Origin of the sequence: Fischerella thermalis PCC 7521 (assembly GCF_000317225.1) — a bacterium.
In the GTDB taxonomy this organism is placed as follows: domain Bacteria; phylum Cyanobacteriota; class Cyanobacteriia; order Cyanobacteriales; family Nostocaceae; genus Fischerella; species Fischerella thermalis.
In genome coordinates this window covers 14,033-27,255 of record NZ_AJLL01000014.1, presented here as the reverse complement: position 1 = coordinate 27,255, position 13,223 = coordinate 14,033, and the positions used below count along the sequence as shown (strand labels likewise).

General features: G+C 39.9%; 9 protein-coding genes. 1 reads left to right on the top strand and 8 read right to left on the bottom strand.

The features are described from left to right. Positions 1-172: 172 nt before the first annotated feature. The 6 genes from UYK_RS0104285 to UYK_RS0104260 all read right to left on the bottom strand — a co-directional run bounded on the left by UYK_RS0104285 (position 173) and on the right by UYK_RS0104260 (position 9,461). Positions 173-1,351, bottom strand: coding sequence for a glycosyltransferase family 4 protein (locus tag UYK_RS0104285; RefSeq protein WP_009459778.1), 1,179 nt, complete (start codon positions 1,349-1,351; stop codon positions 173-175). Positions 1,352-1,390: 39 nt separating this feature from the next. Next, positions 1,391-2,359: a hormogonium polysaccharide biosynthesis glycosyltransferase HpsE gene (gene hpsE, locus UYK_RS0104280; RefSeq protein ID WP_009459776.1), complete on the bottom strand. Its 969-nt coding sequence runs from the start codon at positions 2,357-2,359 to the stop codon at positions 1,391-1,393. Positions 2,360-2,539: 180 nt separating this feature from the next. Next, positions 2,540-5,209, bottom strand: a complete 2,670-nt coding sequence (clpB, locus tag UYK_RS0104275) for an ATP-dependent chaperone ClpB (RefSeq protein ID WP_009459775.1) — start codon at positions 5,207-5,209, stop codon at positions 2,540-2,542. A gap of 166 nt (positions 5,210-5,375) precedes the next feature. Then, positions 5,376-7,094, bottom strand: a complete 1,719-nt coding sequence (locus UYK_RS0104270; protein WP_009459774.1) for an iron uptake porin — start codon at positions 7,092-7,094, stop codon at positions 5,376-5,378. Between the two features lie 28 nt (positions 7,095-7,122). Then, a complete protein-coding gene (gloA, locus tag UYK_RS0104265) occupies positions 7,123-7,554 on the bottom strand; it encodes a lactoylglutathione lyase (protein ID WP_009459773.1) in 432 nt (143 codons plus the stop codon). A 341-nt stretch (positions 7,555-7,895) separates the two neighbouring features. Continuing rightward, on the bottom strand, positions 7,896-9,461 hold the full coding sequence (locus UYK_RS0104260) for a GMC family oxidoreductase (RefSeq protein ID WP_026086354.1): 1,566 nt from the start codon (positions 9,459-9,461) through the stop codon (positions 7,896-7,898). A gap of 206 nt (positions 9,462-9,667) precedes the next feature. Between UYK_RS0104260 and UYK_RS0104255 the strand changes: the two genes are divergently transcribed. Continuing rightward, positions 9,668-10,123 (top strand): orange carotenoid protein N-terminal domain-containing protein, encoded by a 456-nt coding sequence (locus tag UYK_RS0104255; RefSeq protein ID WP_016870959.1) that lies wholly within the window; start codon positions 9,668-9,670, stop codon positions 10,121-10,123. 148 nt (positions 10,124-10,271) lie between these two features. Here the strand turns inward: UYK_RS0104255 and UYK_RS24005 are convergent, their stop codons facing one another. After that, positions 10,272-10,646 carry a GNAT family N-acetyltransferase gene (locus tag UYK_RS24005; RefSeq protein WP_071588103.1) on the bottom strand — a complete coding sequence of 125 codons (375 nt, stop codon included), beginning with the start codon at positions 10,644-10,646 and terminating at the stop codon, positions 10,272-10,274. A 187-nt stretch (positions 10,647-10,833) separates the two neighbouring features. Further along, positions 10,834-13,095, bottom strand: a complete 2,262-nt coding sequence (locus UYK_RS0104245; RefSeq protein WP_016870957.1) for a DEAD/DEAH box helicase — start codon at positions 13,093-13,095, stop codon at positions 10,834-10,836. Positions 13,096-13,223 lie beyond the last annotated feature (128 nt).

Genomic DNA, 13,223 nt, shown 5'->3' with positions numbered 1-13,223 from the left:
GGCGATTCGGATTTCCCTACCTAGTAATGATATAAAAAATAGTAATTTAAATTACATTCTCAAGCAAAAAAACAGAATACATTGCAAACTTCTAACCTAGAATCAAGCATAATTATATTTTGCCTTACCTATTAACTTTCTAAATGCATTGCTTTAATGTTCGAGGACTTTTTTACGAAGATAATAAATTCATAAATAAATTTTTGGCCCTTTGACCAGCCGCCAACCAGTTTAAGCGATTTCTATACTCATTAAAAGAAGAAAGAGCTAAATTTTCATATTTTGAATAATTAAGTAGATAAGTAATAATGTAATTACAGTAGTCTGATATTTTAGCATCCATAGGAAAAGTTTTACCATTAACATCATCTTTAATAATTGTAGGAATACCGGCTAAATTTGTTGCTAAGCAAGGAACTCCAAAAGCATTAGCTTCAATTAAGACATTGGGAGTAACATCTGCTTGAGTAGGTAAAATTAGAAAATGAGAATCTGCAAGTAAATTATAAAAATATTCTTTCCCTTGAACTGTGGATTTATCTATATATCCTATTAACTTTACAAAATTTGGTAGACTTTTCGTGTTTTTCGGTAGGTCTCCTATAATTCTAAATTCAATATCAAAACCCCTTTTTTTTAATTCATTACTGACTGCTAAAGCTATTTCTCCTCCTTTTCTTATCCAATCAACACCAATAAATATAAATTTATAAAAATTTTCCCCTCTTGAAGCGATTATTGTTTTAACTTCTTCAATGGTTCTCTCTGGCTTTAATTCTATATTTGCTCCTCTAGGAATGACTTTGATTTTGTCACTGTTGATTTTGTAAATCCTTATAGCTTCTTGAGCAGCCCACTCAGATGAAAAAATAACTAATTTCGCTCTATCCAAAGCAGATTTTTCTATTACATAAATGTTATTTCTAGTTTCTCTGCAAAGATTACTTAGATACGGATAAACATCAATTAATGCTGCTAAAACTGTGTCTATCCAAATAACAAGTGGTTTTTGATGCTTCAAATAAGCTACTGGTGCAGCTCCTTCTGTACATAAAATTATATCTATATCTAATTTATCAATTTTTCTTATGATTTGGTATGCGTAATTTTTACAGACTATTGGTTCAGCCCATCTATAATAATCTTTATGATAAAAATTTCTATAAAAACTCCATTTAGGTCTAGTTAACCAAGAGTATCTTTTTTGAAAATTTCCTACAGTTTCAATTGCTAAACCTTGATTTATTAAAGTTTTAAATATGTAGTGATTTGAACCATAATTTCCTAAATTAAATTTTGCCCATTTTGAGGGGTTGAGAACATCGTAGGTAGTTACATAACCTATCTTCATAAAGAAATACCCATGAATAGACGTATTTTCTAATGATTATCAATGACGATTCATAAAATTTATCAGTTTGATTTTACTTAAGTAAAACGGACTTATTAGAGTACCAATGAGTCGTTCCATCTCACAAGCGGCAACAATTTCACCTTGTGCAAATTTTCTAAAATTAGTGAAATGAATTATCAGCTTATGTAAGTCACTTATTAAGTAGATAAAAAAAGCAAAAGGTCTTTGCCATCTATGTAGTGATAACATCCGCAAATGAAAGCGACCTAGACCAATACTCCGCATCAGAGTCATAAGATAAGTTTTTTCTAATCGCCATGATGGTATAACATGTTCAATCTCCATAGCAGGGTTATACCAAATTTCCCAGCCAGCTTTATGGATGTACAATAGTGCTTCAGTATCTTCACCAGCTGGCATGAAAGATGTTCCAGCTCTACCAACTAAAAAAAGCCGAGAAGGTACATGCTGCTTCCAAACATTCCGACGAACAACTAATCCTGCACCAGGGGGAAATCCTTTTTTCCGCGGTTCGTATATGAGGGGTTGTGAGCCTCTATCAACAATAGCCAAGTAAAAAATTATTGGCTTCAGTTCTTCCGGTGGATTTGTTTCGTATGTACCATGAATTCTACTGCCAAAGGCTCCTGCTCGCGGATGTTCTTTTGCAAATGTGTATGCTGCTTGTACCCAGTTGAGTGCAGGTAAATTATCATCATCAAGAAAGCCAATTAATTCTCCATTTGCTTCTTTGATAGCTCTTTGTCGGGCAAAAGGAAATCCTTGCTCAGCTTCAAAAAAATATTGAAAGGAGACATCCTTGTGCCAAATAGCTTGGTATTCTCGAACAACTTTTGCTGTATTATCTGTGCTATTATTATCGACAACTATAATTTCCCACTTTAAATGTGTTACCCCTGTCTGGTTTTGCAATCTCTCTAGGACTTTGGGTAAACGGCTTTCGCCGTTGTAGGTAGGTATGGCAACAGTGAAGTCAAAAGACATGATTATACTGCTTTTAGGGAATATCAAATCCTATAATCTAATTATTCCCAGCCAGCTATAAAAACTAACTTCATCTAAAATACTTTCAATCAAAATCAGTTGAATAGAGTAGTTGCAAAAAGTATAGGGAGAGGATGTATTCTCTTTCCTCTCCCCTTGCTGCTCATTCTTTTAGTTTTTTCAATTTTCAGATGATGACTCTATCAGTTGTACTGTGTTGGCAACTATTGATACTTGCAGGGAAATTTTCTTGCTAAATTTCAACCCGCTATCTCCCTTGTCAATGATTATCGTGTCCCCAGCAATAAACGTATTCTCCAGAATTTTGGTAGCGATCGCATTCTCAACTTCTCTTTGAATTGCCCGTTTTATTGGACGAGCGCCGTAAACTGGATCGTACCCCACCTCCACCAGATAATCACAGGCAGCGGGAGATATTTCCAAAGATATTTTTTGCTCTCTAAGCAGATATTCCACCCGTTTGAGTTGAATACGCACGATTTGCTGCATCTCACTGCGGTTAAGGGCATGGAAGATAATTAAATCATCAACACGGTTGAGAAATTCTGGGCGGAAGTGCGATCGCAAAGCATCCATCACCCGGTTCCGCATTTTCTCATATTGGGAGTCATCACTAGAAACATCCAAGATGTGTTCGCTACCAATGTTACTAGTCATGACAATAACGGTGTTGCGAAAATCAACGGTTCGCCCTTGGCTATCCGTAATTCTACCGTCATCAAGCACTTGTAGCAAAATATTAAACACATCCGGATGGGCTTTCTCAACTTCATCCAGCAGCACCACCGAATAGGGACGGCGGCGAATTGCTTCCGAAAGTTGCCCGCCTTCTTCGTAGCCGACGTATCCTGGAGGCGCACCCACTAACCGAGAAACCGAATGTTTCTCCATATACTCAGACATATCTAAACGCACCAGGGCGTCATCGGAATCAAACAGAAACTGCGCTAAAGCACGGGCGAGTTCTGTTTTCCCCACTCCCGTCGGTCCCATGAATAAAAATGAACCGATGGGACGGCCAGGATCTTTCATCCCAGCCCGGGCGCGACGAATGGCGGCTGCAACGGCTGAGACGGCTTCCTGTTGTCCAATGACTCGTTCGTGTAGGTGGCTTTCGAGTTTGAGTAACTTTTGCCGTTCCGACTCCAACAAACTATTAACGGGAATTCCTGTCCATTTGGCGACGATTTCGGCAATATCCGCTTCAGTGACTTGTTCCCGTAACAAGGTTTTACCTTGACTCTGAATTTTCAGGAGTTCGGTTTCTTTGGCTTCGCGATCGCGTTGCACTCCTTCCAACTTGCCATACTTTAATTGGGCAGCTTTATTTAAATCGTAAGCCCTTTCTGCTTGTTCTATTTGTACCCGGAGCTTTTCTTCTTCTTGCTTTAAGGCACTAATCGCTTCTAATAGCTGCTTTTCACTTTGCCATTGCCCGTTTAAATCCTGCTGTTTCGCGGTTAAATTGCTAATTTCTAGTTCAATTCGCGCTAAACGCTCTTTCGTTTGCGGTACAGCCTTTTCTTCTCCCGCCAAGGACAGCTTTTCCATCTCTAGCTGCATCAGGCGACGGTCAATCGCTTCCAACTCAGCTGGTTTGGAGGTAATCTCCATTTTCAGTTGGGCGGCGGCTTCGTCTACTAAATCGATCGCTTTATCTGGCAAAAAGCGGTCATTAATGTATCTAGCAGAGAGAGTAGCAGCTGCCACCAACGCCGAATCTGATATTTTGACGTTGTGATGGACTTCGTAACGTTCTTTGAGTCCCCGCAGGATAGAAATTGTATTTTCCACGCTGGGCTGATCTACAAATACTTGTTGAAAACGCCGTTCTAAAGCAGCGTCTTTTTCAATGTATTTACGGTACTCATCCAACGTGGTAGCACCTATACACCGCAGTTCTCCCCGTGCCAACATCGGTTTGAGTAAATTTCCGGCATCCATTGAACCTTGTTGCCCGGAACCTGCACCGACAACGGTGTGTAACTCATCGATAAATAAGACAATTTGACCGTTAGATTCCGTAACTTCCCGGAGAACTGATTTGAGGCGGTCTTCAAATTCACCCCGGTATTTGGCCCCAGCAATCAAACTACCCATATCCAGGGCGATGAGTTGGCGATTTTTCAAAGATTCCGGGACATCACCATTCACAATCCGTTGTGCTAAAGCTTCGGCGATCGCAGTTTTACCAACCCCTGGTTCACCAATCAAGACGGGGTTATTTTTACTACGTCGGGACAATACTTGAATAACCCGCCGAATTTCGTCATCCCGTCCAATTACTGGGTCGAGCTTGCCAGACTTTGCCTGTTCTGTCAAGTCTCTACCGAATTTTTGCAAAGCTTCATAGCGGGACTCGGGATTTTGGTCTGTGACTTTTTGGCTACCACGGACTGCTTTAATCGTAGCTTCCAACTTCGCAGTATCTAGATTAAAGCCTTTAACTATCCGTCGCCCGACACGTTCATCTTCGACAAAAGCCAGCAGGATATGTTCTACGGAGATGTAAGAATCCTTCATCCGTACTCTTTCTTCTTCGGCTACGTCCAATAGAGTATCTAAAGAACGCCCCAGGTAAAGCTGATCACTTCTACCAACTTTGGGCTGACGACGGGTAAATTCTTCTAGTTGTTGTAGCAAACGGTTAGCATCTACACCAGCACGGTTAAGAATTCGTGCTGCTAAACCATTTTCTTGTTGTAATAAAGCAATAATTAAATGTTCTACATCTAATTGCTGTTGTTGATAAGCACGTACTATATCCTGAGATTTAACAATCCCTTCCCAAGCTTTATCTGTAAATTTATCTGGATCTGTAGGCTGCATCTTTACAATTTTAGATTTTGGATTTTAAACTACGGACGTACTTGTCTTAGAATATTATCCCAGCATGAATTGCTTGCAGCCGCTTGTATCTACGGTTGCAGTTTTTATATTAGTTTGTGGTTGTTTGGAAGTACCAATCAACAACCAACAACCAACTATCAACAATTTAAAATGAAAATACACTTCTGAGGGTGGTTTGCCAAATAGTGCCGTTAGAACTATCGTTATCGGCGTTTGTTACTAATGAAAATGTGGGGGTGATACTCAGATTGTCACTGAGTTGGAGATTATAGAAGGCTTCAAAATTTGTCTGAGTGGCATTTCCTAAATCTTCGCTGACAAAAGGCTGACCGATCGCTATACCCGCAACAGTACCGGGAAGCAAGAGGTTACGGAAACCCACACCTACAGCCCATGTCACCGGATGTAAATCTAAATCCTCATTGATGGCGGTATTATATCCATTGTAATTACCAAATCCAAAGCGTCCAAAAATGCCTGCATTCCGATTGAGGCTATACTCGGCATTGACACCAAAGGCGTTAATGTGTGTATTGTTAATCAGGGCATTTGTGTATTGCAGTCTCAAGGCTAGCTGATCGCTGGGTAAATATTCAACTTCCACACTAGCTTGATAGCGATCGCCAAACAAACCCCCTTGTGTGCTGGTAAAATCTGGTTGGTCAGCATCGGCAGCAATGTAGAGCGATCGCACCGTGAATTGACCATCGCCAGGGTTCCACTGCACAGCAGCACCTGCACCGCCATTGCGATCAATTTGATTTTGGACAATCAGAGGATTATTCAGGAAAAAGCTAGAACTAAAATCAACCGCCTCGTTATTGGCATATTTATTATGGTCAATAAAATCTCGTGGTAACATTTTTGCACCCACTGTCACCGCCACATCTTGGGAAGGACGAAAAGTATAGTGTAAGCGTCTCAACCTGAGATCAGAGTCTACTTCCACATAATCAAGTCCACCACCATTGGTAATAAAACCAGTGGTTCCCAGCAAATTATCTTCCTGTTGTTGTGCCAAACTAATTGCATCTCCACCATTGTTACCAGCTTCTAGTTGAGTCACAAGTACATCTTGTTGATTGAAGCTAGTGGAGAGGGTTAAGCGAGAACGGGAAACTACAGTTTTGTTAGCATCAGTACCATCAGTCAAAGCAATAATTGCTTCACCGTGTAGTTTCGTAGTCGTAGAAAATTGGTGTGCTTGTAATTCGCTGTTGCGTGCTTCTAAATTATCAACCCGTTGCTGTAAGTCATCCAAAGCCGAACGGAATTCTTTTTGCAACCGCCGTAAGACAATCATGTCTTCTTGGATAAAGCGATCGCTCATCCTATCAGCAATAATATCTTCAACCTTAGATAAAGTAGCCGCAAGAGCAACAGCAAACTCATAACGGCTCATGGGACGATTACCACCAAAGGTACCATCTGAGTAACCAGAAATGACATCATATTTTTCCACGAGTGATTTTAATGCCTGATAAGCCCAGTCTGTGGGCTGAACATCAGACAATTCTGAGACTGAAGTTTGCTGTGTTCGTAAATCAGAATCAACGTCAAGATTACCAAACACTTCATCTTTGACTAACGACTCAGAATTTGCTATGGTTGAAAACTCTATTTGCCCAACACTCACATCAGTGTCTGGAGGTAATACTTCCACATTATTTGTGGCGATACTATCCTCTGGAATGACTACTTGTAAGCTAGAGTCAGAGCTTTGAGTTTCTGGCGACGGTTGAAGTAGCAGAGAATCCGCCTTTGCGGGTAAGCACATGTGGCTAAGGACGCCCCAACCGACTAAACCCCCCGCCAAGAATTTGGGCGAACGAATCCTCTGTTGTCGGCATTGCTTGACGCTCAATTCTATCTCCTGCAATTCTGCCTCAGAATTACTGAGTGACAAGTTTTTGTTCTTCCTGTTTCACAGCAGAACCTTGAGTACCCAGTTGAATAAGTTCTACTTTATACCCATCTGGGTCTTCTACAAAAGCAATTACTGTAGAACCATGTTTCATTGGCCCCGGTTCTCGCACTACTTTACCACCACGTTTTTTAATTTCTTCACAGGTAGCATAAATATCATCTACTCCGATGGCAATGTGACCGTAAGCATTGCCCAAATCATACTTATCCACACCCCAGTTATAAGTTAGTTCGATAACTGTGTGATCACTTTCCTCACCATAACCAATAAAAGCCAGAGTAAATTCTCCCCCTGGATAATCTTTTTTTCGTAGCAACTTCATTCCCAAAACATCGCAGTAGAACTTTAGCGATTCTTCCAAATTGCCAACACGCAGCATTGTGTGTAGGAGTCGCATAACTAACTATCTCCGGTTGTGGTGCTTGGTTGTGATTGTTCCCTAGATATTGTAAACGAAGGCAGAAGACAGTAGACGCGTAGCGGCTTCCGCAGGTAGGCAGAAGGCATTTATCGGTGGTGCTGTACTACAAGTTCATGATCTACTAAAATCCAAAATATAGTAGTTAGTGCGATCGCTTTCTATTCTCTTTCTATTGCAGCATTCTCCATGAGAACTCCTTGGCGTCTAAGAGATTATGTATTTGCTGCTTTCATGACGATAGGCATGGTGATTGCTGTGATTATGGTCGGGCCCTTTGCACCACCTAGCTATAGCTAGCTGCCCTCTATCCGGAAAACTTAGTAATTTTTAATCATATCGGCAGCTTTTTCAGCAATCATGATTGTGGGAGCGTTAGTGTTACCACCAGTAATGGAAGGCATAATTGATGCATCTATCACTCGCAGTCCTTGGACTCCATGAACTTGTAGTTGGGAATTAACTACCGCCATAGAATCATTACCCATTTTGCAAGTCCCAACAGGGTGATACAAACTTTCTACAGTGTCTCGAATATAAGTACGAATTTCTTCATCATCCTGTACCCCCACACCAGGAACAAATTCTTCACCTCGAAAGCTATCAAAGGCTGGCATTTGTGCTAATTGACGTGATAGTTTAACACCTGCAACCAAAACTTCTAAATCAGCTGCTTTTTCCAGATAATTTGGTTGAATGACGGGTGCTTCTGAGGGATTAGTAGAACGTAAAGTAATGTTACCTTTGCTTTGTGGATATAAAAGAGTCGGGCCAAAAGTAAAACCATGTCCTTCTGGTCTAGTAAAGCCATGATTTAAAAAGTAAGTAGGAGCAAAATGGAATTGTAATTCATTCAATTGTGAATCAGGATTGATTTTGACAAAACCTCCCGCTTCTGCAACATTCGTAGTCAGAGGCCCATTTTTAAACAATAAATACTTCAGAACATTGATAAATTTTTCTGCATTTGCCAGAGATACAGATTTAGTACATGTATAAGCAACAGGTACACACAGATGATCTTGTAAATTTTTGCCGACACCAGGTAAGTTCATGACTACAGGAATCCCTAAAGATTTTAATTGTTCAGCATCTCCAATTCCTGATAGCATTAACAACTGTGGTGAATTAATTGCGCCACCACTTAAAATAACTTCTTTAGCAATTTTTATTTCATGGTTTACACCTTGATGAATGTAGGTTAAACCAATAGCTTGTGTACCTAAAAAATTTATTTTTGTAACTTGGGCATTAGTTTGAACAGTTAAATTTGGTCGTTGTAAAATTGGCTTTAAATAAGCAGCTGCCACACTATGACGTTTACCGTTTTTTTGAGTGACTTGATAAAATCCTAATCCCTCTTGTTTGGCACCATTGAAGTCTGGATTTAGTAGTAAATCTGCTTGTTGTGCTGCTTTGACAAAGGCACGAGAAAGTGGATTAATACAGCGCTGATTTGTGACATTGAGGAGACCATCAACACCGTGATATTCATTTTTCAGGACATTCTGATTTTCAGCTTTAATAAAGTAGGGAAGTACGTCTTTAGCACTCCAGCCTGAATTACCTAAATTGTGCCAATAATCATAGTCACTTAAGTTACCACGAATATAAATCATGGCGTTTATGGAACTGCTTCCACCGATAACTTTGCCACGAGGCCAATATAGTTGACGATTATTTAAGAAAGGCTGTTTTTCTGTGTAATATGCCCAGTCATATTCTGTTTTTAACAACTTAGGAAAACCAGCAGGAATATGAATTTCTGGCTTTTGATCTGGGTTCCCTGCTTCTAATAGCAATACTGTGGTTTTTGGATTTTCTGTCAGGCGATGGGCTAATACACAGCCTGCTGAACCTGCACCGATAATTACATAATCGTACATTGGGATGTTGATTTTTGGTTGTTCCAGCATTTTTTATATATTCATAAATGTATTAATTGCATCTGTCAAAAGCTACGGAAGCTATTTCTACCTGAAGTAGGGTTAATCTAGAATATTTAATTTATAAGATTTTGTGAGTGAGGAGTGGCAAGTTAACCTCAGTAATTTTAATTACGCAGTTTTGGTAAAGTAATCGGAGACTTTTTATGACATTTGCAACTGACGAAAGAACCAAAAAAGCTGTAGAACAATTTCGCAAATTTGACGTTGATACTCAGCTAGCCTTACTCTGGTTCGGCTATCTAGACATTAAAGAGCAATTGATACCAGCAAATCAAACTTCTGCTCAAGATACAGCTGCGGCATTGTACGATCAAATTAAAGCATTGCCAAAGGAACAGCAGCTACAAGCACAACGTGACATAGCTAGCCGTGCTAATAGTGACATTAGCCGCGCCTACACTGCTTTAAGTTCCAGTGCCAAGATAGACGTATGGTTGCGTTTAGCGCAGGGAATGGAAGAGGGTGTTGTGATTCAAGTTCCCTCTAACTACAAATTACCTGAGAATACCAATGATTTTGTCAATACTATCAAAGGCTTGGAATTTGAACAGCGTGTAGACTTCACACGTAGTATTGTGATAGAAATGGGAGCAAAATAAGAAGGTTAAAGGGTTTTATTTTTCCCTTTCCCTTTTTCCCTGTTTTATCAAACAAGGCAGAGGAGCCAGTGCGGTGGACGGGTTTCCCGGCATAAAGCACCTGGCGTGGCAGGAGGCAGAAGGAATGCTCTCTAACCCTCTGCCTTCTTCATCTTGTCTGAAGCGCCTCCCACTCCGGACGTAAAATACCAAATATAATCAAATCAAACCGCCTACCCTCCCGCTGAATAAAGCTGCGTTGAATTCCCTCTTGACGAAATCCGACTTTTTCATGGGCTTTAATTGACCGGATATCATAACTAATAGTTGATGATCCCACTCGGTAGAGATTTAATTCCCGGAAGGCATACCCCAACAGCAGTTTTAGTCCATCCGTACCATAACCTTTACCCCAGTATGCCGGATCACCAATTGCAATACCCAATGAAGCAATCTGATGCATCCACTGAATACCGAACAAGCCAGCGCAGCCAATCAAAGTATCATCTGCTAAAGTACGCAGGTGAAAGTGAAACCCGTTTATTCTCAGGCGGAATTTTGGACTAATGAAACGTTAATTACGTCTACCTGGCTGAAAAACACTTAGTGTCTTTGTGCCTTAGTGGTGAAAAAATCACCAACCACCAAGACTCCAAGACACAAAGAATAGTCATCTCTGTTGCCACACAAAATTCTTGACGGCTATTTAGCATTCTCTAAACAAGTGTGATTTACCACAAACCCACTAGTTGTCTTAGTTCTTCCATATCCAAATGATCACTCGCAAAAGCTTTACGTAGAAGTGCATGGGGAATAAACTTGTCATACTTCTGAATTTCTGGAGCTTCTGCATCACTTAATAAATTCTCAGCCGTAATTCTTTGTTCACACAAAGAAAGAATTTCTGGATAAAGAGAGTTTACTTTTGTTTTATCTAATTTAATTATCAAATAGTACGGATTTACACCGCCAATACTTTTAATTGCTAAAGATTCACGACAGAACATGTTTAGCAACCTTTCCAAAGTCCGGTAAGCTACTGTACCCATCCAAGGAAAAATGCAAGACTTATTTTTAGCCAGAAGCAAAATATTTTTTTGATCTAATCCAGAATTGCGTGTAAGTTCGCGAACTACACGCAAACGCTTCATCGCGTTACTTTGCAAATAAGGATATTCTGTATCTTCAAATAAAACTTGTCGCATTCTTTGGAGAATGCGTGTATGAATTGTACCGCTACCACCACGCCAAAAAATACTTGCTTGACCTTCAACTTGCTTCACTAAGATAATTTTCTTTTTAAAATCAACTTCTACAACTTCCCAAGTTTTCCCTGCTAAAGCAAATTGATTACCTACAGGTGACGGCAGAGATATACTACCAATTTCTGTCGCTCCTTGTTTAACCAGAAATTCCTCATTATCTGGGAAGACAGCGTAAAATTGAAACTTACCCACCACCCTTTCACCAGCCAAACCTAAAATGAGTTTCCCCTCTTCTGTCAATTGCAGATGGTTAATATCAATTAAATAGCGTAGTAATAACTTCAAATCATCTCTAGATACGGCAGTAAATACAGGCAAACTCAAGACTTTTTGAGCAAGAGTAGCTGGTGAAATTTCACCAACTGCTACTACAATACTCATAGTTTGGTGATACAATAAACTAAATGGATATTTCACAGGCTTAATTGGTTCAATCCACTTTTCCTCCAAATAAAGTTGAATAATTGCGATACACTGTAAAAGTTGCCAAGGAATTTGTTCTGGTAGAGTTGCTTCTGATAACACTTCGTTTTCCGCGCACACAAAGCGCATATCGGCAGCTTCACCCCTTCTACCTGTACGTCCCAAACGTTGTAAAAAACTCGCTACGGAAAGCGGTGCTTCTAACTGAATCACCCGCTCAAGATAACCAATATCTATACCTAATTCTAAAGTCAAGGTTGCAGCAGTCACAGCAGGTCGATTCGGTTCCCGCATTGCATTTTCTGCAACTTGTCGCAAGCTAGCAGATATACTGCCATGATGTACATGATATATATCCGCTTCCCCTTCCCTCATGGCAACTTTGCGCAAAGAAGCAATCACCGCTTCAGTTTGCGATTTATTATTAGCAAAAATCAAACACTTACGATTCTTACTCAAATTAAAAATATATCTTTCATAAACATCAATATCAAACTTACCCTCTCTCCCCTCTCTTATGTCCGCGCTCTCTGCGTCTCTGCGGTTCTTTTTTCCCCAAAACTCATCATCAACGCTAACAAAAAAATGCTCCACAGCCAACCTAATTTGTCTATTTTCCCTCTCAATCTTCGGCGTAATCACCGACTTTTTACTCCCAGAACATAACCACTCCTCAGCCAATGCATAATCACCAAGAGTAGCCGATAAACCAATTCTTCGAGGTTGCTTTTGCGTCAAGTCTTCTAATCTAGCCAACTGACAAAGAATCTGACAACCCCTTTCCGTACCCATAAAAGCATGAATTTCATCAATGACAACAAATCGTAAATCACCAAACAAACGCTTGATGTCATGATATTTATTAATTAATAAACTTTCTAAAGATTCTGGTGTAATTTGCAGGATACCTAGAGGATTTTTGAGCAGCTGATTTTTATGACTTTGAGAAACATCACCATGCCAATGCCAAACAGGAATGTCTGCTTCTTTGAGTAAACCATGCAAACGTTCAAATTGATCATTAATTAAAGCTTTGATTGGCCCGATATACAATGCACCAATTGTACTTGATGGATTTTCATGTAATAAAGTTAAAATCGGTAAAAACGCTGCTTCTGTTTTTCCAGCAGCTGTAGCAGCCGCAATTAATAAATGAGCATCTGTATCAAAAATGACTTGACATGCCGCTATTTGAACTGGGCGTAATTCCGTCCAGTTGTGATTGTAAATATATTCTTGAATAAAGGGTGCGAGTCGGGAAAAGGTGTATAGGTTATTTTTGTTTACATGTATTGGTTGTGGCATTTAGAAAAGTTTTCATACTCAAAATTTTGATCAAGTATAGCTTTTGAGTAGGGAGTATCCTAAATGTTTGAGTTTATTTTTAAACGCCAAGGGTCGCAGAGGTTGACGCACTAGGTAGCAGAGTGTTA